Origin of the sequence: Arthrobacter sp. UYCu512 (genome assembly GCF_040547075.1) — a bacterium.
GTDB lineage: Bacteria > Actinomycetota > Actinomycetes > Actinomycetales > Micrococcaceae > Arthrobacter.
In genome coordinates, this window is sequence record NZ_JBEPPA010000010.1 from 1 (window position 1) to 26,202 (window position 26,202).

The following is a 26,202-nucleotide window of genomic DNA, read 5'->3' on the forward strand; positions in this document are numbered from 1 at the left end:
AGCGGCGGCGGAGATCGTGACCGGAAGCCCTATGGTGACCGTGCTCCCCGCGAAGGCGGCGCAGAGCGCAGGAGCTTCGGTGCCGGCGGCGGCGACCGGAAGCCCCCCTACAGCGGCGGCGGCGACCGGAAGCCCCCCTACAGCGGCGGCGGAGATCGTGACCGGAAGCCCTATGGTGACCGTGCTCCCCGCGAAGGCGGCGCAGAGCGCAGGAGCTTCGGTGCCGGCGGCGGCGAGAACCGCAGGCCCTTCGGCAACCGTGATGACCGCCCGGCCCGCGGCTTTGACCGCGGTGATTCCGGCCCCCGCCAGTTCGGCCGGGACCGCCCGGAAGACCGCCCGGCCCGCGTCCCCAACGCCCGGGACCTGCGCAGCGCCAACCGCCCCGACCGCGAACGCTCGCCGCAGATTGACGATGATGTTACGGGCAAGGAACTTGACCGTGCCACCCAGCACCAGATCAAGACACTCGAGGACAACAGCGCCGAGTGGGTGGCCCGCCACCTCGTGATGGCAGGGCGTCTGATCGACGATGAACCGGAGCTGGCATTCCAGCATGCCCTCGCGGCAAGCCGCCGCGGTGGCCGCCTCGCAGCCGTTCGCGAAGCAGTGGGCCTGACCGCCTATGCCGCCGGCCACTATGGTGAAGCCCTGCGCGAGTTCCGCACCTACCGTCGGATCAGCGGTTCCAACATGCACTTGCCCGTTATGGCTGACTGTGAGCGTGGACTCGGACGTGCCGACCGTGCCCTGGAAATGGCCCGCTCCGAGGAAGCCAAGGACCTCGACGCGCCCGGCAAGGCAGAGCTCGCCATTGTGGCCGCCGGCGCCCGGACAGACCTTGGTCAACTAGACGCTGCGGTTTCCGAACTGGAAATTGCCCAGCTCGACATCAACCGTGCATTCTCCTACAGCCCGCGCCTCTTCCGTGCCTACGCCGATGCTCTGGGAGCGGTTGGCCGGACGGCTGAAGCGCAAAAGTGGGAACGCCAGGCCGCCGTGGCCGAGAATGCCCTCGGCCTCGACGTCCAGGAGGATCCCGACATCATCGACCTGGGTTGGGATGAGGACGAGGACGCCCGCGAGCAAGAGCAGCAGCGCAGGCTCCTCGCCGATCAGGCTGCCGAGCGGTCCGCCGCTGCGGCCCAGTCGCAGGTGCCGCGTGCTGCCAGCGCTGAGGCCGTCGCGGGCTTCGAGGAAACCGGTGAGGCGGCTGTGACCGCCCTCGACGACGGATCAGACGACGCCGAATCCGACTTCTGGGAATCCGACGACGCTGAATCCGATGAGGACTCCGTGGAGAAGGACACGCTGGACCGCTCCGAGCTCCTGGCCGGCGATAACACCGGCGAAACCGGTAGCGGCGACGCCGACCCGCACGAGCCGGAACGTTCCGAGGACTGATCCGAAATGGCTGCAGCCGAGCTGATTTCGACCTTCGACGCCCTACTCGCCGACCTTGACGGCGTCGTCTATGCAGGCCCGCAGGCCATACCCGGTGCCGTGGAGTCCCTGCGCCGGCTGGCCGTGGCCGGCGTCGGGCTGGGGTACGTCACAAACAACGCCTCCCGGACGCCCGCGCAGGTCGCGCAGCACCTGCGCGAACTCGGCGCCCCGGCGGAGGATCATCAGGTGGTCAGCTCCTCGCAGGCCGCGGGTGAGCTGTTGGCTTCGCTGCTGCCGGCGGGCGCCCGCGTCCTGATCACGGGCGGCGACTCACTGGCGCAGGAGATTGAACTCGCCGGGCTGGTGCCCGTCCGCAGCGAGGCGGAGAACCCCGTCGCCGTCGTTCAGGGTTTTCATCCCGATCTCGGCTGGAAAGACCTCGCGGAAGCCGCCTATGTTGTTGCCGGTGGGGCCTTGTGGGTGGCCACCAACACGGACATGTCGATACCGCAGGCACGAGGCATTGCACCGGGGAACGGAACCCTGGTCGCTGCCGTGGCCGCCGCCACCGGAAAGCGGCCCCTCGTCGCCGGAAAGCCGGAAGCGCAGCTGTTCCACACGGCGGCCAAACGCCTTGCCGCCGACCGGCCGCTGGTTGTCGGTGACCGTCTGGACACCGATATCCTCGGCGGCAACAACGCCGGCTATGCCACGGTGGCCGTCCTGACCGGCGTCGACACGCGCGAATCGATCCTGGCCGCCCGAACCCTCGAACGGCCCGACTATCTTATTAACGACCTCACCGACCTCTACCGCCCGTACCCGGTGGTTGAGGTCGACGCCGGACAGCACCGCTGCGGCGCGGCCTCCGCCGAAGTGCGAGGACGGACAGTGCATGTCAGCGGTGATCCCGGCAACCTCGATTCATGGCGGGCCGCCTGTTCGGCCTGGTGGGCGGCCAACCCTGAGGCCGCCACTGCCTTGGCGCCGGACCTTAAATGGCTGGATCACTAGACTGGGGACCATGACCGAGCTCAACCACATCACCGAAAAGGACTTCGCTGCGGCGCAAGTGCCGGCCAGCTGGCCGAGGCGTCCGGAGAATGCGCCCGATGCCGGCGGACAGCCCGTATCAACGGACCCGGCGGTAGCCGCCCTCCTGGGCGGCCTTAGGAAGCTGCCGGAGCTGCCGGTGGCGGGGCACGCGGAGATGTACGCCAGCCTGCACGATGAACTGCTGGCCGCCCTGAATGAGTCCGTAACTACCACGTCACCAGGGGATGCCACGACATGAGCAGGCTTGACCAGGCCCTCGTCGGCCGTGGGCTGGCGCGGTCCCGCACCCACGCAGCGCGACTGATATCCGAAGGCAAAGTCAGTTCCAACGGGGCCGTACTTGCGAAGGCCTCGCTCCAGGTCCGGGACGATGCAAGCCTGGACGTGGCAGCCGCGGATGAGGACAACTACGTCAGCCGCGCCGGGCACAAGCTGGCCGGCGCACTGGATGCTTTCCCGGCCGTCGGGGTTGAAGGCAAGCGCTGCCTGGACGCGGGCGCCTCCACCGGCGGGTTCACCGAGGTTCTGCTGCGACGCGGTGCCGCCCACGTGGTGGCCGTCGATGTGGGCCACGACCAACTGGTCCCCGCGATCCGCAATGACCCCCGCGTTTCCGTCCACGAGGGACTGAATGTCCGCTACATAACACCGGAGGAGATCGGCGGGGCGGCAGCGCTGACGGTGGCCGACCTGTCATTCATTTCCCTCACCCTCGTGCTGGCAGCCCTCGCCGCGTGCACGGAGCCTGGCGGGGACCTGGTCCTGATGGTGAAGCCGCAGTTCGAGATCGGCAAGGACCGGCTGGGCCGCACCGGTGTTGTCACCTCGGACCGGGAGCGCCGCCTTGCGGTGGGCAAAGTGGCGGCGGAAGCGGTGGACACGGGCCTGGAACTGAAGGGCCTCGCCAGCAGCCCGCTGCCCGGCCAGGACGGAAACGTCGAGTACTTCCTGTGGATAAAGCGCGGGATGAGGACAGACCTGCCTAAGATCGAAGAGCGGGACGCAGCCGTTGCTGCGTTACTCGGAACGATCTGGCCCAAGTACTAGAAGCACTAGAAGGCGGAACCCGATGAGCAGGCGCGTCCTCATCCTTGCCCACACCGGCCGTGAGGAGTCACTCAAGGCTGCCTGGGAGGCGTGCGCCGGGCTCCACGACTCCGGCATCGTTCCCGTGATGCTGAAATCCGAACTTGGCGACATGGTCCGCTTCTTCGGACGACTCGACCAGCCTGTTGAGATCCTCCATGACCATGTGATGCTGCCGGAAGTGGAGCTCGTGATGGTCCTCGGCGGCGACGGGACAATCCTTCGTGCCGCGGAACTGGTGCGCGAGGTCGACGTGCCGCTGCTCGGCGTGAACCTCGGCCACGTCGGATTCCTGGCCGAGAGTGAACGGGCGGACCTCGCCCAGACCGTGGAGTGGATCGCGAGCCGCGAGTACACCGTGGAAGAGCGGATGACCATCGACGTCCAGGTCTGGGTCCGCGGGCAGAAGATCTGGCATACCTGGGCCTTGAACGAGGCAGCCATCGAGAAGGGCAACCGGGAACGGATGCTCGAGGTAGTCACCGAGGTGGATGAGCGCCCGCTGACCTCCTTCGGCTGCGACGGCGTTGTCCTGGCCACTCCCACCGGCTCCACCGCTTACGCCTTCTCCGCCGGCGGCCCGGTGGTGTGGCCCGAGGTTGAGGCGCTGCTGATCGTGCCGATCAGTGCGCACGCGCTCTTCGCCAAACCACTGGTGGTCTCGCCCCGGTCCCGGCTCGCCGTCGAAATCCTGAACCGGACCGGAGCCCAGGGGGTGCTGTGGTGTGACGGGCGGCGCTCGGTGGACCTCCCGCCCGGAGCGCGCGTGGAAGTGACCCGCTCCGCCACCCCCGTCCGCCTCGCCCGAACGCACCAGACGCCGTTCTCCGGCCGCCTGGTCCGCAAGTTTGAACTGCCCATCCAAGGCTGGCGCGGTCCGACGCCCGCAGCCTCCGCGATCAACACCGGCCCGGTGCCGGTGATCCGCACGCCCCGGCCGATGCCCCCGCTGCCGACTCCGCTGCCGACTCCGCCGCAGGCTGGGCCGCCGCACGCGGGCCCGGGCGAGACTCCTGATCCATCGACTGCGAAGTGAACCATGCTTGAAGAACTGAGAATCCGCGACCTCGGCGTTATTACCGACGCCACGCTTCCCCTCGGCCCGGGCCTGAGCGTCGTGACTGGAGAGACCGGCGCCGGTAAGACCATGGTGGTCACCGCCGTCGGGCTGCTGCTCGGCGCACGCTCCGACGCCGGGGCCGTGCGCAGCGGCGCGAAGAGCGCCTCAGCGGAGGCAACAGTGACGCTCGACGCCGGCCACCCAGCCGTGGCGCGCGCCCGCGAGGCCGGGGCAGAGATTGAGGAGTTCGACGGCGGTGCTGAGTTGCTGCTCGCCCGCACTGTGGGTGCAGACGGCCGCAGCCGAGCCTATCTGGGCGGGCGCGCCGCGCCCGTAGGGGTGCTCGGCGAAATAGGCGAAACCCTTGTGGTGGTCCACGGACAGTCCGGGCAGATCCGGCTCAAGAGCCCCGTCGCGCAGCGCGAAGCCCTCGACAAGTTCGCGGGGGAGGGCCTGACCGCGGCGCGCACCAGCTACCAGAAGCTCTACGCCCGGTGGAAGTCCAGCCAAGCCGAATTGGCGGAGCTCCGCAGCGCCGCGCGGGAACGGCTCCGGGAGGCCGAATCCCTGGAAGCTGCGCTGGCCGAGATCGATGCTGTCGACCCGCAGCCCGGCGAAGACGAATCGCTTAAGGCCGAGGCCGTCAAACTCGCCAACGTCGAGGAACTCCGGATCGCTGCCACCACCGCACATCAGGCGCTCATCGCCGAGGACTTCGGCGAGGGTAACGATGCTACGGCCCTGGTGGATTCCGCCAAGCGCACCCTCGAGCATGTCGCCGAACATGACGGGGAACTCGGCTCAGCGGCTGCCCGCCTGGCCGAGGTCGGCTTCCTGCTGAACGATATCGCCACCGAACTCGCCAGCTACCAGGCCACCCTGGACACCGAGGGCCCGGAACGGCTTGCCGAGATTGAGGACCGCAGGGCGGCCCTCGCGACGCTGGTGCGCAAATACGCCCCGAGCATCGATGAAGTACTGGTGTGGACTGAAGAATCCCGGAAACGGTTCCTGGAACTGCAGGACGACTCCCTCCGGATCGAGGCGCTGGAGGCCGAGGTGGTTCGCGCAGGCACCGAACTGGCCAAGCAGGCCGCCGGACTCAGCAAGCTGCGTAAAAAGGCCGCCAAAGACCTCTCCGTTCGGGTCAGCGCCGAGCTTAAGGCCCTGGCGATGGCGGATGCCACCCTGGTGATCAACGTCGAATCCGCCGGGCAGCCCGGACCGTTCGGAGCGGATGAGATCTCCTTCCTGCTCCAGCCCCACTCCGGCGCCCCCGCGCGCCCGTTGGGCAAGGGCGCATCCGGCGGTGAATTGTCCCGCGTGATGCTCGCCATCGAAGTGGTGCTGGCCGCCGTCGACCCGGTCCCCACCTTCGTTTTCGACGAGGTCGACGCCGGCGTGGGCGGCCGTGCCGCCGTCGAGATCGGCCGCCGGCTGGCGATGCTCGCCCGGCACGTCCAGGTCCTTGTTGTGACCCACCTGCCCCAAGTGGCGGCCTTCGCCGATCAGCACATCCGGGTCACCAAGACCTCCGTGCGCGGCGCCGACGGTTCCACGGCGGCCGGTTTCACCTCCAGTGACGTCCAGCTACTCGGCGAAGCGGAGCGCGTCCGCGAACTCGCCCGGATGCTCGCCGGGCAGGAGGATTCCGAATCTGCGCAGGCCCACGCGCAGGAGTTGCTGGACGATGCCCGGCTCCTGCCGCAGCAAGCCTGAGCGCCCCGTGCGGCGGCCCGTATACGGGATGACCAGCACGGCGGAATCCCGGGGACAGGACCTTGGAAGGCCGAATTGATGATAGGCTCGAACTCCGTGGTGCAGCGATCAAATTCCCGTGTAAATTCCCGGTTCCCGGGCTCGTCCAAGACGACCAAACACATCTTCGTAACCGGTGGTGTGGCGTCCTCGCTCGGTAAGGGACTGACGGCTTCGAGCCTCGGTCACCTCCTGCGGGCACGCGGCTTGTCTGTAACTATGCAAAAGCTCGATCCCTATCTGAACGTGGATCCGGGCACGATGAACCCCTTCCAGCATGGCGAAGTCTTCGTCACCGACGACGGCGCCGAAACGGACCTCGACATCGGCCACTACGAGCGCTTCCTCGATGAGAACCTCGAAGGCTCGGCCAACGTCACAACCGGGCAGGTCTACTCCACGGTCATTGCCAAGGAGCGCCGCGGCGAGTACCTCGGCGACACCGTCCAGGTTATTCCGCACATTACCGATGAAATCAAGCGGCGCATGCGGCTTCCGGCCGAGGGCAAGCACGCCCCCGACGTGATCATCACCGAAATCGGCGGCACCGTGGGCGACATCGAGTCGCAGCCGTTCCTTGAATCCGCCCGTCAGGTCCGCCAGGACATCGGCCGCGGAAATGTGTTTTTCCTGCATGTCTCCCTCGTGCCCTACATTGGACCGTCGCAGGAACTGAAGACCAAGCCGACGCAGCACTCCGTTGCCGCATTGCGCTCCATCGGCATCCAGCCGGAGGCGATTGTGGTCCGGTCGGACCGCGAAGTCCCGCAGGCCATGCGCGACAAGATCGGCCGCATGTGCGACGTCGACCTTGACGCCGTCATCGGCTGCCCCGATGCTCCGAGCATCTACGACATCCCGAAGACCCTGCACTCCCAGGGCCTGGATTCCTACATCGTCCGCGCCCTCGACCTGCCGTTTAAGGACGTTGACTGGACCAGCTGGGATAAACTCCTGGACGCGGTTCACAACCCCAAGCACGAGGTTGAGGTCGCCCTGGTCGGAAAGTACATCGACCTGCCGGACGCCTACTTGTCCGTAACCGAGGCGTTGCGTGCCGGCGGTTTCGCCAACGACACCAAGGTCAAGATCCGCTGGGTCCCCTCGGACGAATGCGAAACCCATGAAGGTGCTGTCACGTCCCTGGCCGGGGTCGACGCGATCTGTGTCCCAGGCGGCTTCGGCATCCGGGGCCTCGAAGGCAAACTCGGCGCGCTGAAGTACGCCCGCGAGAGCAAGCTCCCCGTGCTGGGACTCTGCCTGGGCCTGCAGTGCATGGTGATCGAATACGCCCGCAACGTGGTGGGCCTCGAGGGCGCTTCCTCGTCCGAGTTCGAGCCGGATTCAAAGTACCCGGTGATCGCCACGATGGAAGAGCAGTTGGACATCGTCGACGGCAAGGGCGACCTGGGCGGCACCATGCGCCTGGGCCTGTACGAGGCCAAACTGGACGAGGGGTCCGTGGTCGCCGAGACCTACGGCACCACCACGGTTAGTGAACGGCACCGCCACCGCTACGAGGTCAACAACAAATACCGTGAGCAGATCGCGGCCAAGGGGCTGGTGTTCTCCGGAACGTCACCCGACGGCAAGCTGGTGGAGTACGTCGAGCTGCCCCGCGAAACCCACCCGTACTACGTTGCCACGCAGGCGCACCCGGAACTGAGCTCACGCCCGACCCGGCCGCACGCGCTGTTCTCGGGACTTGTGAAGGCTGCCCTGGAACACCAGAAGGGCGCCGGACCGGCGGAGGTATCAGCAGGGACTGCTGTGAAGGCTCCGTCGGCAGCCAAAGCAGCCCCGGCAGCTTCGAAGTAACCACCAACTAAATCAAAGGACGGCGCGATGCCCGGTAAGCCTGAAACCCCCCATGCTGCACGGCAGGTTTCGGATGAGCCGAGCCCGCGCCGTCTTTTGTCTTCCAGTACGGTCTATCAAGGCCGGATCTGGGACGTTGTCAGTGACAGTTTCCAGCTCAACGACGACGGCGATCCGCTGGTCCGCGACTACATCGACCACCCCGGGGCGGTGGCGGTCCTGCCGATGAACGACGCCGGGGAAGTGCTGTTGATCAAGCAGTACCGGCACCCCGTCGGGATGGATCTGTGGGAAATCCCTGCCGGGCTCCTTGATGTAGAAGGCGAGGACTTCGTGGTCGGGGCGGCCAGGGAACTCGCCGAGGAGGCCGACCTCGTCGCCGGGCAGTGGAATGTGCTGGCGGACTTCTTCAATTCCCCCGGCTCCTCCAGCGAAGCCATCCGCATCTACCTCGCCCGGGACCTGAGCGATGTGCCCGGGCACGAACTTCACGTCCGCACCGACGAGGAAGCAGAAATCGAACTCCACTGGATTTCCCTGGACGACGCCGTCCAGGCGGTGTTGGAGGGGCGCCTGCACAACCCGTCCGCCGTCGTCGGACTCCTCGCCGCCGCAGCCGCGCGGGCCGGCAACTTCACGGGCCTTCGCCCGGGCAACGCGCCGTGGCCGGCGCACCCCAGCCAGCGCTGACGATGGAACCGCTCACTGCCGAGCCGCCGGCTCCGGCGCACCTTCCGGCTCCGGTGCCCTCGGTCGCAGAAGCGCCCGCCCCCGTCCCGGCACAGCCCCCGGTGCGGCCGCCGACGGCAATCGACCGCGCCATCACGGATTACCTCCAGCACATGGGCGTGGAACGGGGGCTCGCGGCCAACACCCTTTCCGCCTATCGGCGCGACCTGGCCCGCTATGCCAGGCACCTCTGCCGTTCGGGCCGCCAGCGTCCGGACGAGGTCACCCGGCAGGACGTCACCGGCTTCGTCCAGGCGCTCTCCGACGGCTCCGACGGCGGCTCTGCACTGGGCATCCGGTCGGCGGCCCGAACGGTGGTGGCGGTCCGCGGACTCCATAAGTTTTGGGCCCTTGAGGGCGTCACTCCCACCGACCCGGCCAGCGATGTCCACCCGCCCATGCCCGGCAAACGGCTGCCCAAGGCCATCAGTGTCGACGAAGTCACCAGGATCCTGGAAGCGGTCGGCACAGACACCGCCACCGGGCTGCGGGACCGGGCGCTGCTGGAGTTCCTCTATTCCACCGGCGCCCGGATCAGCGAAGCGGTGGGCCTCGACGTCGACGATATTTCGCTGCACACAGCAGGGCGGAACGAACAGGACGACGCCGGGCCCGCGATTGTCAGGCTGTTCGGCAAGGGGTCAAAAGAACGGCTCGTCCCGCTGGGTTCGTTCGGCGCACGCGCACTCGACGCCTACCTGGTCCGAGGCCGTCCGCTGCTCTCGGCCAAGGGCAAGGGCACCCCGGCACTGTTCCTGAACGCCCGCGGCGGACGCATCAGCCGGCAGAGCGCCTGGACCATCCTCAAGACCGCGGCTGAGAAAGCCCACATCACCAAGGCCGTTTCGCCGCACACCCTCCGCCACTCGTTCGCCACGCACCTGCTCGAGGGCGGCGCCGACGTACGTGTGGTGCAGGAACTGCTGGGCCACGCATCCGTGACCACCACGCAGGTTTACACGCTGGTCACGGCGGACACCCTTCGGGAGATCTACGCCGCCGCGCACCCCCGGGCGCTGGGCTAGAAGGATTTTTCCGGACGGCTGTAAGAATTGCCTGCTATCCGGAAACATGGAGTACACCGGAGGGATTTCGGGTATCGGGGTAGCGGGGCGGTCCCATGCTGTTGGAACGCGAAACGGAGTTTGAAGCCCTTTACCGGGCTCACTATCGGCGCGTCTACCAGTACGTCCTCCGCCGGATCGGCGATCCGGAGACCGCACAGGAACTCACCGGCGACGTCTTTCGGATCGCGTGGCGGAAGTTCGCCGCGCAGGAGGACGCCGGCTTGCCGTGGCTCTGCGCGGTGGCTCGAAACGTCCTGGGCAACGAATACCGGGGCCGCAAGCGTCGGCGGGAACTTTTGTTGAAACTGAAGGATTTTTCGTCGCGGCGCCCTGAGCCGGGAGGAACGGGCAGCGGAGGATTCGGCGAAACGGGGGAGCCGACGTCGGAGCCGGTGATCGCCGCTCTTGGCCGGATCGCGGCGAGACACCGTGAGGTCCTGATCCTCGTCTACTGGGACAACTTCACCACAGCGGAGCTCGCACAGTGCCTGGGCTGCTCGGAAGGGGCCGCCAGTGTGCGCGTGCACCGGGCGAAAAAGGCGTTTGCGGCGACCCTGTCACCGCACCTCGATGAGAGCGCAGGAACCTAACATGGACCGGATCGACAGACTCTTAAGAGGCGCCAACCCGGTGCCGGATGATTCGAAACCTCCGATCGATCCCGCGTGGCAACTACGGTTGTTGCTGTTGCCCGGCCCGGACGAAAGCCACCGGTCCGCGGATACCCGTCCAGAGGCGGGCCGACGCCGTCTTCTGCCGGCCGTCGTAGCCATCGCGGCAATGCTGGGGCTGGCCGTCGTGGCCGCCTTTGCCGTGACGACCTGGCCGCACCCGGCGCGGCCGGTATCAGGTCAGTCGAGCACTGCCACGTGGACGCCGGACGGCTGGCGTCTCACCGGCTACCCGGCGTCCCCGGACGCGGGAAGCGAAACATATGTGCGACTGACGATTCCGCCGGACTGGGGGTTCGGCTGGACCGCCGGAGACCCGGATTATCCGGCTAATGGCGGCTACCTCTTTGCCCCGGTGCCGGGCGCAGCGGACGGGCCGGACTTCACCCGCGCAGCCGTTATGATCTACTACGGCCCGATGGGACCGCGCTATGATCCGGGTGCCTGCGGCGGGCCGCAGGAGTCCTATGCGGAACTGGACAGTTCCCCTGTGAACATTCCCTACGACCCCGCAGCCCCGGGCACCGTACCGCCACGGTTTGTCTATCGTGTCAAGAGCGCGGGCAACAGCTTCGTGGCCTCCTTCGGCATTACCACCCGACCCGCCGGGGCCAGCATCGACTCCTGCAGCCAGTTCTTCCAGATTCGGGCAGCCCGGCCGGGCTACTACTTCGCGTTCTCCAGCTATGCCGTGTTTTCCGGTGCAAATCCGGGCTGGGTCACGGATGCCCCCGGCCCGGCGTCCCGTGAGTTTGGCTCGCTGGAGGATGCTCGTGCGTTTCTGGCGACGTCCACGTACCAGGACATCAAGCGAATGTTCAGCTCGATAACTGTCACTGCACCGTAATCCAGGCTGGCGGAATGATTTCCGCCCGCTGTGTAAGGTCCGGGGATGAGCCGGAAACAAGTGGGGTAGAGGGGAATTTTCGAGTCAAGGCATAAAACGGGCCGGCAGAATCCAACGTCCGGGAGCCTGCCGGCAGCCGGCAGCAGAGGACTGATTGACGTGACTACCCGAAGATTCTTGTGGATCGGGTCCCAGCCGTGAACGGAGAACAGGTCATGACCGCACAGCTCGCAGGACTGAGCGATGATCCGGCCGAAGACTTCCGCCGCATCGTAGCCGCGCTCACCCGACGCACTGGCGACCCTGACTACGCGGTGACGCTCACTGCTGACGTCTTTCGGACAGCCTGGGCCGAGGATCGAACTGGCACGACGGTGGGCTACTGTTCACTGCTTTCCCTTGCGTTGCGCGCCGCCGCAGCAGCAGTCCGGGACGCCGACGCAGCCGCTGCCCGCCAGCCTTCCGACGCCGGCGCGATCGCTTCGCTGAGAGTGCGGGACCGCGAAGTCCTGCGCATGGTCTACTGGGACGAACTCAGCATGGCGGAGTTGGCTGAATTCCTCGGTTGCTCGATGGCCCAGGCCGGTATCCGGCTCGACCGGGCCTACCGCAGGGCCGAAAGGCGGCTGCAACGGCGTGAGAACCGGCGAGCTCAGACATCCCGGAGACGGAACGGGGTGCCGCTGTGAACCGGATCGAACAGCGGCTCCACGATGCAGCACCGGCGGTTGGGGCGACGCAGCAGACTAACCCGGAGGCGGAGATCGCCCAACTGCTAACGGCAGCCCCGAACCACGAGCAACTGCTGCCGGGCCGGGCGGATGATGCGGGGAAGATCCGATTCCGGGCCGGGATAAATGCTTTGGACGACGCAAGCCGGCGGCCGGCATGGCTCGGATTCATCCTCGCGCTCCTGGTCGCGGGCACCTGGCTGCTAACCCCGGGCCGTGCCCCGGAAAATTCGGCTGCGCCGGTGGCTGGTGCGGCGGCGGCCAAGGCAGGCGCGCGGGAGGAAGCACCAGGCGGGTCCTCAGCGGCGCCCGCTTTGTGGTGGCACGCCAGGCTGACCCGGCCATGGTCGGCAGTGGACTTGGGCTTCGCCGCAACTGTGGAGCTGCCGTTCGGCTGGACAGCCGTCCCGCAAAACGCCTCTGCTGAATATCCGGGACTGCACGCTGACATCTTCGACCAGGACCTGCTCCCGGTGGCCATGCTCTACTTCGGACCGGCCCCCGCCACCGACGCCGGCTTCCAGCGCTGTGGACTGGCTTCCCGAAGCGGGGAGGATCTCGACCGACGCAGCATCGTCACCGGTGCGGAGACCCTGGACCCGGCACTCGCGGCAGCCTTCTCATTTACCGTCGCGGCCGGTCCGGAACCCCGGAGCACCTTTGGCCTGGTGCGGGCCACGGCGGGAGACACACCGTGTGTTCCGGACCCGCTCGCCGCCCCGGCTGGCGGACTCCTCCTTCGCTTCGGGGACGAGCTGCTGCTGCCCGGCGCCGCCGGCGGTCCCGGCCCCAGAAGCGGCTATGCCAGGATGTTCGCTGCCAGGGACGACGCCCGCCGGTACCTCAAATCGGTCGAATACGCCACGCTCCGCCGGATGGTTACGTCGCTGCGATTTACCCTGCCGGCTGACACCTCGGAAATCTGGACGTTGGGTTCGTCCCGGTCCGCGCGGCTCGGGTAGCCCGCCGGCCGGGACTGTTGACTGGCCCAGGGGACCCGGCAGCGGGTCCCGACGTCGTGGCAGGCTCGGCGCGGCTACCCTTGGACCTATGCCGTCGACTCCCGTCACCCTCTGCTTTCTGCTCCGCGAGCCGGAGGCAGGTTCAACCGAGGTGCTGCTGGGCCTGAAGCTCACCGGCTTTGGTGCCGGAAAGGTCGTGGGCATCGGCGGCCATGTGGAAGCAGGGGAGAGCGATGCCCAGGCCGTTGTCCGGGAAGTGCGGGAAGAAACCGGCCTGATGGTGCACCAGGAGGATCTGGCCGACGCCGGCAACGTCGAGTTCATCTTCCCCGCCCGGCCGGAATGGAACATGTACTGCCGCCTCTTCACCACCCGCCGTTGGGAAGGGGAGCCCGCCGAGAGCACCGAAATCGCGCCGGAATGGTTCGCCGTCGATGCGCTTCCGCTGCAGCGTATGTGGCAGGATGCGGAGCACTGGCTGCCGCCGGCGCTGGCAGGCGAAAGCATCGACGTCGTCGTGGTTCTCCATGCTGACAACGAAACAGTTGCGACGGTCGATAGACTGCCCGTGGGATCGCGGCCCCGGCGCCGGCCAACCGGGAACTAACCCGGGGAAAATCATCAGCTTGCACACACCGGAGGACGAACATGGAATCAATCAAGGACACCACGGGAAGTGCCTTCAGCGACGATGAAGTGATGCCGGGTTCCGGCGCGGAACCGGTCCCGCGCCGCCGGTGGCCCTGGGTGGTTGCGATCGCTGCCATAGCCGCGGCCGGAGTCGCCGCAGGTCTGGTGATAGCTGGCAACCTGGTCCCCGCGCCGCCTGCCGTAACGGCCGGAAGCGTAGCCGCACCCACGGCTTCCGCTCCGCCGAGTACGGAACCGGGCCCGGGCCCTTCCGCCAGTTCAGCGTCCCCGTCGAGCGCGCAGTCAACGGCCCCGGCAACGGGCGGGCCCGTCGCCGGGCCCGCGGACCGGCGCTACGTTAGCGCTGCGGCCGGAGCGTCTTTTGAGCTGCCCGACGGCTGGACAGCCGAGGAGTCCACGGTCGGGTCCGCCGACTATCCGGGAACCCGCATCATTGTTTTCAACGAGGACCGGATGCAAGTCGCGGCGCTTTACCACGGCGCCGGCAGCGGGGTTGGCGGGGCCTGCGGTCCTGGTCCCTACCCCATAACGGAGCTGGACACGGCGCCCGCCCTGGACAATAAGTGGGCAACCGCGGCCGGGGTGCGGTTTTCCTACCGGGTCCTCGATCTGCGGGCCGACGGCGGTGCCTTCGACTACCAACTTGGACTGGTCGACAGGGCGAGCGGCGAGTTGACCGACGGGTGCCTGATGTACTCGTTCGTCAACGGCGCACCCCGGGGCACACTCTCCTTTGCAAACCGGGCCGCCCAAAGTCCCCGGCACGATGACCCCATCTTCAACTCGATGGCCGAAGCCCGGGACTACCTGGCGACACCCGAATACCGCAAGCTCAAGGCCATGATCCTCAGCCTGGAGATGCAGGACTAGGAGCACAACAAGGAACGGCCGGTTACCCTTGGGGTGACCGGCCGCTCCGCATTGTTTTGCGGGATCTAGCTCAGGTGCCGTTCCTCCACGCCGTTGTATTCGCTCAACGGGCGGATTAGCGAGTTGGCAGCCAGCTGTTCCATAATGTGCGCCGTCCAGCCGGTGATCCGGCTGGCAACGAACAGCGGAGTGAAAGTCGGGGTGTCGAAGCCCATCAGGTGGTACGTGGGTCCGGCCGGGTAGTCGAGGTTCGGCTTAATTGCCTTGGCCTCTTCCATCGCCGACTCCAAACCGTTGTACAGCCCCAGCAGCTCCCGCCGGCCATAGTGCGCGATCATCTTGTCCAGGGCGGCCTTCATGGTGGGCACCCGGGAGTCGCCCTGCTTGTAGACGCGGTGGCCGAAGCCCATGACCTTCTTCTTTTGCGCCAGCGCATCCTCCATCCACGCCTTCGCGCGGGTGGCTGCCTCGTCCAGGGACTCTTCCGGACGGATTCCAATCTCATCGAAGGTGTGCATGACGGCCTCGTTCGCCCCGCCGTGCAGCGGGCCCTTTAGCGCCCCGATCGCACCGGTCACAGCCGAATGCAGGTCCGAAAGCGTCGAGGTGATCACCCGGGCGGTGAACGTCGAGGCATTAAAGGAGTGCTCCGCGTACAGGATCATTGAGACGTTAAAAGCCTCAACAACTTCCTGGACGGGCTCCTCGCCGAAGGCCATCCAGAGGAAGTTGGCTGAGTAGCCCAGGTCGTCGCGGGGCTCCACCAGCTCCTGGCCATGGCGCCGGCGCTGGTCGTAGGAGACCACCGCCGGCATCGCGGCGACGAGGTCCGCGGCCTTTGCCATGTTTGCCTCGCGGGAGGAGTCTTCGGCGAGGGGATGCCGGGCACCCATAACGGAGGCCGCCGTGCGGCAGACGTCCATCGGGTGCGAGCTGGTCGGCAGCGCATCAATGACCTGCTTGACGACCGGGTCCAGCGCCCGCCCGGCGCGTTCCCGGGCAGTGAACTCCGCCAGTTGCGCCGGCGTCGGCAGCTCGCCGTTCCAGAGCAGGTATGCGACTTCCTCGAAGCTGCACTTGGCGGCCAGCTCCTGCACGGGGTACCCGCGGTAGAGCAGTGAATTGCTGTCCGGGTTCACCTTGGAGACCGCGGTGTAATCCACCACGACGCCGGCGAGGCCCTTTTTGATCTCTTGTTCAGCCATGCTGAGACTCCTTTGTTCCTGTCGCCTGTTGAACCGGCCGTGGCCGGAAGTCCGATGCGAGCCTACTGACCCGGGATCTGGAAGTTGAAAACGCCGGTATCAAAGCTGTTGTAGGCCTCGTAGTCCACGAGATCATATAAACGCGCCCGGGTCAGCATGTTCCCCACCTGGGCCTCCTGCGTACCGTCAGCCTTAATCGACTCCAGCGTACGCTCCGCAGCACCCATGGCACTACGGAGCAGCGTCACCGGGTAGATGATCATGTTGACCCCGACGGCGGCGAGCTGCTCCACGGTGAACAGCGCGCTCTGGCCGAACTCGGTCATGTTGGCCAGAATCGGCACGTCGACGGCGTCCCGGATCGCCTGGAATTCGCTGAGGTCTTTCATGGCTTCCGGGAAGATGGCGTCCGCCCCGGCCTCCACGAGCGCCTTGGCGCGGTCCTGCGTGGCCTTCAGGCCATCCGTGGCACGGATATCGGTCCGGGCCATGATCAGGAAGTTTGGGTCGCGCCTGGCATCTGCCGCGGCCCGGATGCGTTTCGTGGCGGTGTCCAGGTCCACGACGTTTTTGCCGTCGAGGTGGCCGCAGCGCTTCGGGTTGAACTGGTCCTCGATGTGCAGGCCGGCCAGGCCCGCATTCTCAAGCTCCTGGACCGAGCGGGCGACGTTCATCGGCTCGCCGAAGCCCGTGTCGGCGTCGACGATGCTGGGCAGATCGGTCATCCGCGCGATCTGCCCGGCGCGGGTGGCCACCTCGGTGAGTGTGGTCAGCCCGATGTCCGGCAGGCCCAGGTCATTGGCCAGGACAGCGCCGGAAATGTAAACCCCGGCAAAGCCCTTCTCCTCGATCAGCCGGGCTGAGAGCGGGTTGAACGCGCCCGGGAACTGCTGGATCGTACCCGACGCCAGGAGCTCGCGGAAGCGGATCCGCTTCTGCTCCGGGGTGACCTTCGAGTACAGCATTAGAAGAGTCCCTTCGGTGCTGCGGCCAGGTCGATCACACCGTCTGCGGCCTTGATGTTCAGCTGGTCCAGCTCCCCTGCGGCGAGCTCCGGCAGGCGGGCGGCGGCGGCGAGGAAACGGTCGATTTCCGCATCGGCGACGAGGCCGGCAGCGAGGGTGCGGAACTTGTTGACGTACTGTTCCCGCGCGAACGGCCGGGCGCCCAGCGGGTGGGCGTCGGCGACGGCAATCTCGTCAGTGATGACAGTTCCGTCCTTGAGCGTGATCACCACGGTGCCGCCGAAAGCCTTCTCCGCAATGTCCAGGGAGTGGTAGCGGCGGGTCCATTCCGGATCCTCCACGGTGGTGACCTTGTGCCAGAGTTCCACGGTGTCCGGACGCGCGGCGCGATCGGGCGCGTAGGAATCGACGTGATGCCAGGAGCCGTCCTGCAGGGCGACCGTGAAGATGTACGGGATCGAGTGGTCCAGCGTTTCGCGGCTTGCCGTGGGGCTGTACTTCTGCGGGTCGTTTGCCCCGGAACCGATGACATAGTGCGTGTGGTGGCTGGTCTTGATCAGCACGGATTCCACGTTGGCCGGGTCGGTGACCTGCGGGTGGGTGCCGTGGAGTTTGCGTGCCAGGTCGATCCAGGCCTGGGCCTGGTACTCGGCCGAGTGTTCTTTAGTGTACGTGTCCATGATGGCGCGTTTGGCTTCGCCGGGCGTTGGCAGCGGCACAGTGTAGGAGGCGTCGGGGCCGTCCAGCAGCCAGGCGATTACACCGTCCTCGCCTTCGTAGATCGGCACCGGCGACGTCTGGCCGCGGATGGCACGGTCCGCGGACTCGACGGCCATTTTGCCCGCGAACGCCGGGGCGTGGGCTTTCCAGGTGGAGATCTCGCCCTTGCGGGACTGCCGGGTGGCGGTGGTGGTGTGCAGGGCCTGTCCGATGGACTGGAAAATCGTTTCGACCTCGAGCCCGAGCAGGGTCCCGATACCGGCGGCGGCAGAGGGGCCGAGGTGTGCGACGTGGTCGATCTTGTGCTTGTGCAGGCAGATGGCCTTGACCAGGTTGACCTGGATCTCGTAGCCGGTGGCGATGCCGCGGATCAGGTCGTGGCCGCTGGAGCCCACATGCTGGGCAACGGCGAGGATCGGCGGAATATTGTCGCCCGGGTGGGAGTACTCCGCGGCCAGGAACGTGTCGTGGTAATCGAGTTCACGGACGGCGACCCCGTTGGCCCAGGCCGCCCATTCAGGCGCCACCCGCTCTTCGATGCCAAAGACCTTCGAACCCTTGCCGCCGGTGGTGGGGCCGTGGGTCAGCGCCTGGGCGCGGGCGGCGACGATCGGTGCGCGGTTGAGCGAGGCAATCGCCACCGAGGCGTTGTCGATGACGCGGTTGATGACCATGTCGGTGACCTCGGCGGTGACGGCGACGGGATCCGCGGCCACCGTTGCAATCTTGAAGGCGAGCTGGTCCTCGCGGGGCAGGTTTTCTTCGCTCTTGTAGACGCGGACGTGGTGTTCCTTGACCATGGTGCTCCTTAGTTAGTGGGGTACGTGGGTGGCTTTGACGTGGGTAAGACTGCGGTGCAGGTGCAGCGTGGTGGCAGCCTCGGCCAGCCGGGGGTTGCCGGCGGCGATCGCCTCGGCGATGGCGGCATGCTCGGCGGCGGCGGCGGTGAGCCGCTCGGCGTCGTCGGCTGCCAGCCGGCGGACCCGGACCAGGTGGACGCGCAGGCTGCGCATTGCCTGGGCGAGGTAGGAGTTATGGATCGCGGCGTCGATGGCTGCGTCCAGCCGTCCGACCAAGGCGTAGTAGTCGTGCAGGGCGGGATTCTCGCCGCTGACCAGGGCCGGGGCCCGGCGCAGTTCGTTGCGCAGCTGTTCGAAGGTGGCGGCGTTGCCGCGTTCGGCCGCCAGCGCCGCGGCCTTGCCCTCGAGGGTCTCCCGCAGTTCAAAAAGTTCGTCGATGTCCTCCAGCGAGATGTCGGTGACAACAACGCCGCGGCCACCCGCCGTCGTGGTCAGACCCTCCGCGGTGAGCCGGCTCAAGGCCTCCCGCAGCGGGGTGCGGGAGATGCCGAGCCGCTCGGACTGTTCGACTTCCGCGAGTACCGTTCCCGGCGCCAGCCGCCACTCGATGATGTCCTCGCGCAGGGCCGCATAGGCCTTGTCGCTTGCGCGCATCCTGACTCCTTCGTTGCCTGACGCTCCCAGTGTATACAGGAAGACCAATTTTGCCCAGCTTTTGCCGGTCATCCGTTTCATTGTTTCCATCTGTGTATACATAAGCCTTGTGCGGGCAGCTCCGGCGGGACTACCATAAGCACCATCACATCGTCGTGGACGGGACACATTCTTATGGTTACCAAGAACTACCAGGACAGCTACCAGGCCAGCCTGGCAACACCGGAAGCATTCTGGCTGGAAGCCGCAGCGAAAGTCTCCTGGACTGTCCCGCCGCAGCGTGCCCTCGATTCCGGCCGGGCCCCGCTGTACGACTGGTTCCCCGACGGAGTGCTCAACACCTCCTATAACGCGTTGGACCGTCACGTGGCGGCGGGCCGGGGCGGGCAGGACGCCCTGATCTACGACTCCGCCATGCTCGGCACGCAGCAGCGCTTCAGCTACAGCGAGCTGACGGACCTCGTTGCCCGGTTCGCCGGCGTTTTGCGCCGCCAGGGCGTCGGCAGGGGAGACCGTGTGGTGATCTACATGCCGATGATCCCCGAGGCGGCCATCGCCATGCTCGCCACGGCCCGGCTCGGCGCCGTGCACTCAGTGGTCTTCGGCGGCTTTGCCCCCAAGGAACTCGCCGCCCGCATCCGCGATGCCGCCCCGGCCGCGGTGGTCACGGCCTCCGGCGGCATCGAACCCTCACGCCGGATCGAGTATCTCCCGGCGGTCGAGGAGGCCCTCGGCCTGGCCGGGTCGCCGGGCACTCCGGTCGTGGTCAAGGGCAGGGAAGGCTTCGCTTCCTCGGTGGCCGGCCACGCCGGCTGGCTGGACTGGGATACCGAGATGGCGACCGCCGCGCCCGCCGCGCCGGTGGACGTCAGGGCCACTGATCCGCTGTACATTCTCTACACCTCGGGCACCACCGGCGCGCCAAAGGGCGTGGTGCGGGACAACGGCGGCCATGCAGTGGCGCTGTGCTGGACCCTTGAGAACATCTACGACATCGGCCCCGGCGACGTGATGTGGACCGCCTCCGACGTCGGTTGGGTGGTGGGGCATTCCTACATCGTCTACGGCCCGCTGCTGGCCGGCGCCACAACGGTTCTCTACGAAGGCAAGCCCGTGGGCACACCCGACGCCGGCGCGTTCTGGCGGGTCATCCAGGACCACAGGGTCAACGTCCTGTTCACCGCGCCCACCGCGCTGCGGGCCATCCGGAAGGCCGATTCCGAGGCGAAGCTGCTGGCCGGGTACGACATTTCCAGTCTGCGCACCCTGTTTGCCGCCGGTGAACGGCTGGACACCGATACTTTCCACTGGGCCTCCCGGATCCTGGGCGTTCCCGTGGTGGACCACTGGTGGCAGACCGAGACCGGCTGGGCCATCTGCGCGAACCCGCGCGGACTCGACGGGCTGCCGATCAAGGCAGGCTCGCCCAGTGTGCCAATGCCGGGCTTCAAGCTGAATATCGTGGACGGCGCGGGCGGGGACGTCGAGGCGGGCACCGAGGGCAACATCGTGCTGTCGCTGCCGCTGCCGCCGGGCACGCTGACAACGCTGTGGGGCGATGACGAGCGCTACATCTCCTCGTACCTGCAGGCGTTCGAGGGCTACTACGCCACCGGGGACTCCGGTTACCGCGACGAGGATGGATACCTCTTCGTGATGGGCCGCACCGACGACATCATCAACGTCGCGGGCCACCGGCTCTCCACCGGCGCCATGGAACAGGTGATCGGCCAGCACCCGGCCGTCGCCGAGTGTGCCGTAATCGGGCTCGCGGACCCGCTGAAGGGCCAACGTCCCAGCGGCTACGTGGTGCTGAAGTCTGGGGTTGAGGTGTCCGCGGAGATTCTGGTCAAGGACCTCATCGCTTTGGTCCGGCGCGACATCGGCGCCGTCGCGGACTTCAAGCACGTCACAGTCGTCGAGGCGCTGCCCAAGACGCGCTCCGGAAAGATCCTGCGCAAGACCATGCGTCAAATCGCCGACGGCGAAGACTACGTGGTGCCCTCGACGATTGAGGACGCCGGCGTGATCGACCAGCTGATCGGTACCCTGCGCCCGGGCCGGTCAATCTCGCCTTAGCAGGCGGCGCCGCGGTACGGGCGGGTCCGCTAGCCCCCCCGCCGGGTCCAGCGGTATTCGTTCTCCGGCCGGCCCGGTGCGCCATAGCGTGCCGTTCGGGAGACCGTACCGGCGTCGGCGAGGTATTCCAGGTAGCGCCGCGCGGTCACGCGGGACATACCCAGCGCGTCCATTACCTCGCTGGCGGACACCGCACCGGACTGCTGCTTCATAAAATCCTGCACCGCTTCCAGGGTGGACACGGCCAAACCCTTGGGCAAGGGCAGGTCGGAGGGGGCACGCAAGCTCGCGAAAGCCTGGTCCACGTCGCTCTGCGACGGGCCCGGGCCGGTCTGTCCCTCGGCGGGGGAGGCCAGCTGCTGCCGGAAGTGGCGGTAGCTGGTGAGCTTGTCCGCGAAGGTGGCAAAGGTGAACGGTTTGATCAGGTACTGGACCACACCGGTGGCGACGGCACTGCGGACAATGCTCAGTTCCCGCACCGCGGTGATGGCGATGATGTCCGCGAACAGCCCGGCGGCACGCATGCGCCGCGCGATGTCGAGGCCATGCAGGTCCGGCAGGTTCATGTCCAGCAACACCAGCTCCACCGGGGTGCCCGCAGCCGCGAAGTCCGTCATGAGCCGGAGCGCGGACTGTCCGTCCGGGGCCGAGCCGGCCAGCGTGAAGCCCTCCAGCCTGCCGATATATGCGCCGTGGGCGGCTGCCGCGACGGGCTCGTCTTCGACGACGAGTACACGGATTTCGCTCATGGCTTTCCTCCGGTGGTCAGTGGTGGCGGCGTCGCTGCCGCCGGTGCGGCTGGCAGCGTGACGTGGAACAGCGCCCCGGCGGGGCTGGTGATCGTCATGGTACCGCCGAGCCGCAGCACCGCCTGGCGGACCAGTGCCAGGCCAAGGCCGCGCCCGAACGGACCGGGTGTTTTGGTGCTGAAGCCGTGCCGGAAAATGTCTTCCACAGCCTGCGGATCGATTCCGGGCCCACTGTCCTCCACAGTGATTTCAAGGGACCCTTTTGATGCTGCCACAGTGAGCTCCACGAGTTTCGGGGCCGGCGCCTCGGCCGCCGCATCGATGGCGTTGTCCAGCAGATTACCCAGGATCGCCACGAGGTCCTGCACGGCCAGGCCGGTCGCAGCGGATGATCCCGTCCCCGTCCCCGCTGTGGTGAGGGCCAATTCGACGCCCCGCTCATGGGCCTCGGCGGCCTTGCCCATAATGAGGGCGCCGAGCACGGGCTCATCGATCGAGCTCACCACGTCATCGGTCAGCCGCTGGCTCAGTTCGAGGTCCTGGGTAGCGAATTCCAGGGCTTCGGTGCCGCGCCCCAGCTCCATCAGGGAAACAATCGTATGCAGCCGGTTGGCGTGCTCGTGGGTCTGGGCCCGCAGGGCATCCGAGAGTGTGCGCATGGTTTCCAGCTCGCTGCCGAGGGATTCGATTTCGGTGCGGTCGCGGATGGTGGCCACGGTGCCATAGACGGGCGGGCCGGTGCGTCCCCGGGCAGAAACCGGACCGATGGCCGGCCCCTGGTTCACCACAAGAACCCGCGAGCCGGTCAGGTGGATCTCGTCCAGCGCGGTCCGGCCCGATTCGAACAGCTCCCCGAGGCTCGGGGCCAGCGGGAGCTCAGCGAGCGACGGCGCCTCCTGCCGCACGCCGTCGGCGGACGTGCCTTCGTCGTCGGACGCCCGGCGGGTGAGGCCCAGCAGTTCCGCGGCCTGGTCGTTGTACATCACGACCTTGCCTTGGGGATCGATCAGGATGACGCCTTCCCGGACCGAGTGGAGGACCGATTCGTAGTACGCAAAGAGCTGGGCGAGCTGCTCCGGTCCCCAGCCGCGGGTGACCTGCCTCAGATACCGCCCCAGCAGCCAGGACGCCACCGAGCCGCCAGCGAGGAGGGCCAATCCGATCGCCAGCAGCGCCGGAAGCCTGCCGGAGACGGCGATGTCCACGGTCCGGACGGTCACACCGGCCGCAACCAGCGCCCGGACGGTCCCGTCCGCGTCCTTGACCGGGACGATGGTGCGTACTGATGGTCCCAGGGTTCCGGCAGTGATTTCGGTGAAGATCCGGCCCTCGAGGGCCGGATCGATGGAGCCGATGTAGGGCTTCCCGAGTTCTTCCGCCCGGGGGTGGGTCCACCGGGTGCGGTCCGGTGCCATGATCGTGATGAAATCCGCCTGGGCATCCTCCATGACCTTCAGGGCATACGGCTGCAACAGGGCGGTGGGATTCGCGTCCCCTGCCGCCGCCAGCACCAGGGGGTTGTCCGCCACAGCGGTCGCGACGCCGGCCATCCGCCGGCCCGCCTCGTAATAGGCGTGATCGCGTGCGTCAACGAAGGTGGCAGTGCCGACGATGGCCGTCAGGGCCAGCATAAAGAGCAAGTGGGCCACAAACAGCCGTCTGGCGATGCTCCAGCGGTGGATCATCAACACCTTCCATGACCAATATGAACGCAACGGTGATGCGCGTCACTGCATCCCCAATGATGGTGGAACACGCAGAACGGACGCGGTGGGCCCACAGCCTGCGCCACACCAACGTCCAGCCTATCCAAGGAGAACACCATGACCTCTCAACGAGGAGAGTCGGCGGCGTTGACCGCGACGCCGGTCAAGAAGCGCAAGAGGCTCGACAAGTCCCATTATCTTTACATGGCGGTAATTGTGGCCGTCGTCCTCGGCGCTCTCATCGGGCTGTTGTTCCCCGAGGTCGGCAAGTCCTTGAAGCCGTTGGGTGACGGGTTCATCAAACTCATCAAGATGATGATTGCGCCGATCATCTTCTGCACGATCGTGCTGGGCATTGGCTCCATCGCCAAGGCCGCCACCGTCGGCAAAGTCGGGGGACTGGCCCTGGGCTACTTTATGGTGATGTCCACCTTTGCGCTCGCCATCGGCCTCGTCGTCGGCAACCTGATCCATCCCGGAGAGGGCCTTAAGCTCGCGCCCTATGATCCCAACAAAAAGGCCGCTACGGACAGCACTGTCGACTTCCTGCTCGGCATCATCCCGTCCGACATTCCCGTGCTGCCGACTCTCTTCGCGGCGATCCTGGTCGGCTTCGCCCTCCAGCGGATGGGTCCGCAGGGCGTCCCGATCCTCAAGGCCATCAGCCACGGCCAGGTCCTGGTCTTCCGCATCCTCATCATGATCATGTGGGTGGCGCCGGTGGGTGCGTTCGGTGCGATTGCCGCCGTTGTCGGTGCCACCGGAGTCCAGGCCATTGTCGGTATGGCTACGTTGATGATTGCCTTCTACATCACCTGTGCCCTGTTCATTGTCGTCATCCTGGGCGGGCTGCTTCAGGTGATCGCCGGCGTCAACATCTTCCGGCTGATGAGGTACCTGGGCCGCGAGTACCTGCTGATCTTCTCCACCTCATCCTCCGAAGCCGCACTGCCCCGCCTGATCGCCAAAATGGAACACCTCGGGGTGTCCAAGCCTGTCGTTGGCGTCACGGTCCCGACCGGTTACTCCTTCAACCTGGACGGCACGGCCATCTACCTGACGATGGCGTCGCTGTTCGTCGCCAACGCCATGGGCACACCGCTGGACCTCGGCGCCCAGATTTCCCTGCTGGTCTTTATGATCATCGCCTCCAAGGGCGCAGCCGGCGTCACCGGTGCCGGCCTGGCCACCCTGGCCGCAGGCCTCCAGGCGCATGCGCCGCAACTGCTGGGCGGCGTCGGCATGATCGTGGGCATTGACCGCTTTATGTCCGAGGCCCGCGCCCTGACCAACTTCACCGGCAACGCCGTCGCCACGGTGCTGATCGGCACCTGGGTGAAGGAGATCGACGGCGGACAGCTTGAGCGGGTCCTTTCCGGAACCGAACCTTTCAACGAGCAGACCATGCTGGCCGGACACGGCGCCCCGCAGGAAGCCGCTGCGTCGGCCCAGCCTGTTCCGGCCAACGCCTGAGCCGTTCCGCAACCCGCGAGTGACCTGCTGGAACCGCCCGGACGCCGCAAGGTGTCCGGGCGGTTTTTTGCGTCGCGCCGGTAACCTTCGACTTCTACCAGAGGGTTGAGGCTCAAAAGACGGCGGCTGTCAAGGTCCACGGAATACCGTGTCGGTGGCTGTAACCTTGGGTGGAACAGGACCGGCGCTGGAAGTCCAGCGGCAGCATTGTCAAGCACAACAATCACCGTCATCGAAAGTGTGGATAGATACGTGAGCAGCGAACAGGGTTCAGCAACTCTGGAAGGCACCGAACTCGATCTGGAAGACGCCGTTATGGGCCCCACCGGGCGCCCTCAACGCGACTTTCCGGAGCCCGCACCGCTGTCTTCCCACGGTCCTGCACGGGTCATCGCCATGGTGAACCAGAAGGGCGGAGTGGGTAAAACCACCTCCACCATCAACCTTGCTGCGGCGCTCGCGGAGTTCGGCCGCCGGGTGCTGGTGGTGGATTTCGACCCCCAGGGTGCCCTGTCCGCCGGTCTCGGCATCAACCCGCACGAACTGGACCTCACGGTCTACAACGTTTTGATGGACCGCAAGGTGGACATCCGCGACGCTATCCACAAGACCGGCGTCGACAACCTGGACCTGCTCCCGGCCAACATCGACCTCTCCGCCGCGGAAGTGCAGCTCGTTAATGAAGTGGCCCGGGAACAGGTGCTGGACCGGGCCCTGAAGAAGGTCGAGGACGACTACGACATCGTGCTGATCGACTGCCAGCCGTCACTGGGCCTGCTTACCGTTAACGCGCTGACGGCCGCCCACGGGGTCATCATCCCGCTGATCTGCGAGTTCTTTGCCCTGCGTGCCGTCGCCCTGCTGGTGGAGACCATCGACAAGGTCCAGGACCGGTTGAATCCCAGGCTCCAGGTCGACGGCGTCCTTGCCACCATGTATGACGCCCGCACCCTGCACAGCCGGGAGGTGATCTCCCGCCTGGTGGAGGCTTTTGGCGACAAGGTCTTCGAGACGGTTATCAAGCGGTCCATCAAATTCGCGGACGCTACCGTCGCCGCCGAGCCCATCACCAGCTACGCCGGAAACCACATCGGCGCAGACGCTTACCGCAACCTGGCCAAGGAACTCATCTCGCGCGGCGGCGCACCCTAGCCAGGAC

At 66.7% G+C, this 26,202-nt stretch carries 24 protein-coding genes; 18 read left to right on the top strand and 6 right to left on the bottom strand.

The features are described from left to right. The 15 genes from ABIB49_RS11840 to ABIB49_RS11910 form a co-directional block, all read left to right on the top strand. On the top strand, positions 1–1,404 hold a 1,404-nt coding region (locus ABIB49_RS11840; RefSeq protein WP_354157104.1), incomplete at its 5' end, for a hypothetical protein. A 6-nt stretch (positions 1,405–1,410) separates the two neighbouring features. Continuing rightward, positions 1,411–2,400: an HAD-IIA family hydrolase gene (locus ABIB49_RS11845; RefSeq protein WP_283480595.1), complete on the top strand. Its 990-nt coding sequence runs from the start codon at positions 1,411–1,413 to the stop codon at positions 2,398–2,400. 10 nt (positions 2,401–2,410) lie between these two features. Continuing rightward, the gene (locus ABIB49_RS11850) at positions 2,411–2,680 is read left to right on the top strand and encodes a hypothetical protein (protein WP_283480596.1); all 270 of its coding nucleotides are present in this window, start codon (positions 2,411–2,413) and stop codon (positions 2,678–2,680) included. Further along, complete coding sequence (locus ABIB49_RS11855) at positions 2,677–3,489, top strand: TlyA family RNA methyltransferase (RefSeq protein WP_282359895.1); 813 nt, start codon at positions 2,677–2,679, stop codon at positions 3,487–3,489. Before ABIB49_RS11850 ends, ABIB49_RS11855 begins: the two co-directional genes overlap by 4 nt. Positions 3,490–3,511: 22 nt before the next feature. After that, positions 3,512–4,564 carry an NAD kinase gene (locus tag ABIB49_RS11860; RefSeq protein ID WP_283480597.1) on the top strand — a complete coding sequence of 351 codons (1,053 nt, stop codon included), beginning with the start codon at positions 3,512–3,514 and terminating at the stop codon, positions 4,562–4,564. Positions 4,565–4,567: 3 nt separating this feature from the next. Next, positions 4,568–6,307 (top strand): DNA repair protein RecN, encoded by a 1,740-nt coding sequence (gene recN / locus ABIB49_RS11865; protein WP_283480598.1) that lies wholly within the window; start codon positions 4,568–4,570, stop codon positions 6,305–6,307. 78 nt (positions 6,308–6,385) lie between these two features. Beyond that, positions 6,386–8,164, top strand: a complete 1,779-nt coding sequence (pyrG, locus tag ABIB49_RS11870; protein WP_354157105.1) for a CTP synthase — start codon at positions 6,386–6,388, stop codon at positions 8,162–8,164. A 27-nt stretch (positions 8,165–8,191) separates the two neighbouring features. After that, positions 8,192–8,854: an NUDIX domain-containing protein gene (locus ABIB49_RS11875; protein WP_354157106.1), complete on the top strand. Its 663-nt coding sequence runs from the start codon at positions 8,192–8,194 to the stop codon at positions 8,852–8,854. A gap of 2 nt (positions 8,855–8,856) precedes the next feature. Next, a complete protein-coding gene (gene xerD / locus ABIB49_RS11880) occupies positions 8,857–9,918 on the top strand; it encodes a site-specific tyrosine recombinase XerD (protein ID WP_354157107.1) in 1,062 nt (353 codons plus the stop codon). Between the two features lie 95 nt (positions 9,919–10,013). Further along, positions 10,014–10,550, top strand: coding sequence for an RNA polymerase sigma factor (locus ABIB49_RS11885; protein WP_226775979.1), 537 nt, complete (start codon positions 10,014–10,016; stop codon positions 10,548–10,550). A 1-nt stretch (position 10,551) separates the two neighbouring features. Next, entirely contained in the window at positions 10,552–11,478 is a 927-nt protein-coding gene (locus tag ABIB49_RS11890) for a hypothetical protein (protein WP_354157108.1), read from the top strand. A gap of 215 nt (positions 11,479–11,693) precedes the next feature. After that, complete coding sequence (locus tag ABIB49_RS11895) at positions 11,694–12,167, top strand: RNA polymerase sigma factor (RefSeq protein WP_226775981.1); 474 nt, start codon at positions 11,694–11,696, stop codon at positions 12,165–12,167. After that, positions 12,164–13,171: a hypothetical protein gene (locus ABIB49_RS11900; RefSeq protein ID WP_282468109.1), complete on the top strand. Its 1,008-nt coding sequence runs from the start codon at positions 12,164–12,166 to the stop codon at positions 13,169–13,171. Before ABIB49_RS11895 ends, ABIB49_RS11900 begins: the two co-directional genes overlap by 4 nt. A gap of 88 nt (positions 13,172–13,259) precedes the next feature. Next, the gene (locus tag ABIB49_RS11905; protein WP_226775983.1) at positions 13,260–13,778 is read left to right on the top strand and encodes an 8-oxo-dGTP diphosphatase; all 519 of its coding nucleotides are present in this window, start codon (positions 13,260–13,262) and stop codon (positions 13,776–13,778) included. 41 nt (positions 13,779–13,819) lie between these two features. Further along, positions 13,820–14,692 carry a hypothetical protein gene (locus ABIB49_RS11910; protein ID WP_226775984.1) on the top strand — a complete coding sequence of 291 codons (873 nt, stop codon included), beginning with the start codon at positions 13,820–13,822 and terminating at the stop codon, positions 14,690–14,692. 65 nt (positions 14,693–14,757) lie between these two features. On the opposite strand, the gene ABIB49_RS11915 is transcribed toward ABIB49_RS11910, so the two are convergent. From ABIB49_RS11915 to ABIB49_RS11930, 4 genes are all read right to left on the bottom strand, one after another. After that, a complete protein-coding gene (locus tag ABIB49_RS11915) occupies positions 14,758–15,897 on the bottom strand; it encodes a bifunctional 2-methylcitrate synthase/citrate synthase (RefSeq protein WP_354157109.1) in 1,140 nt (379 codons plus the stop codon). Positions 15,898–15,959: 62 nt separating this feature from the next. Next, positions 15,960–16,862: a methylisocitrate lyase gene (gene prpB / locus ABIB49_RS11920; protein WP_226775986.1), complete on the bottom strand. Its 903-nt coding sequence runs from the start codon at positions 16,860–16,862 to the stop codon at positions 15,960–15,962. Next, on the bottom strand, positions 16,862–18,382 hold the full coding sequence (locus ABIB49_RS11925) for an MmgE/PrpD family protein (protein WP_226775987.1): 1,521 nt from the start codon (positions 18,380–18,382) through the stop codon (positions 16,862–16,864). Before ABIB49_RS11925 ends, prpB begins: the two co-directional genes overlap by 1 nt. Before the next feature lie 12 nt (positions 18,383–18,394). After that, positions 18,395–19,036, bottom strand: coding sequence for a GntR family transcriptional regulator (locus ABIB49_RS11930; protein WP_226775988.1), 642 nt, complete (start codon positions 19,034–19,036; stop codon positions 18,395–18,397). A gap of 174 nt (positions 19,037–19,210) precedes the next feature. Between ABIB49_RS11930 and ABIB49_RS11935 the strand changes: the two genes are divergently transcribed. Further along, positions 19,211–21,115: an AMP-binding protein gene (locus ABIB49_RS11935; protein ID WP_354157110.1), complete on the top strand. Its 1,905-nt coding sequence runs from the start codon at positions 19,211–19,213 to the stop codon at positions 21,113–21,115. Positions 21,116–21,144: 29 nt separating this feature from the next. Here ABIB49_RS11935 and ABIB49_RS11940 read toward each other — a convergent pair whose 3' ends face one another. Continuing rightward, positions 21,145–21,864, bottom strand: coding sequence for a response regulator (locus tag ABIB49_RS11940; protein WP_354157111.1), 720 nt, complete (start codon positions 21,862–21,864; stop codon positions 21,145–21,147). Beyond that, positions 21,861–23,549, bottom strand: a complete 1,689-nt coding sequence (locus ABIB49_RS11945; RefSeq protein ID WP_354157112.1) for a sensor histidine kinase — start codon at positions 23,547–23,549, stop codon at positions 21,861–21,863. Before ABIB49_RS11945 ends, ABIB49_RS11940 begins: the two co-directional genes overlap by 4 nt. Before the next feature lie 138 nt (positions 23,550–23,687). Between ABIB49_RS11945 and ABIB49_RS11950 the strand changes: the two genes are divergently transcribed. Beyond that, positions 23,688–25,043 carry a cation:dicarboxylate symporter family transporter gene (locus ABIB49_RS11950; protein WP_283480611.1) on the top strand — a complete coding sequence of 452 codons (1,356 nt, stop codon included), beginning with the start codon at positions 23,688–23,690 and terminating at the stop codon, positions 25,041–25,043. Between the two features lie 252 nt (positions 25,044–25,295). Further along, complete coding sequence (locus ABIB49_RS11955; protein WP_226775993.1) at positions 25,296–26,195, top strand: ParA family protein; 900 nt, start codon at positions 25,296–25,298, stop codon at positions 26,193–26,195. The last annotated feature ends 7 nt before the right edge of the window (positions 26,196–26,202 follow it).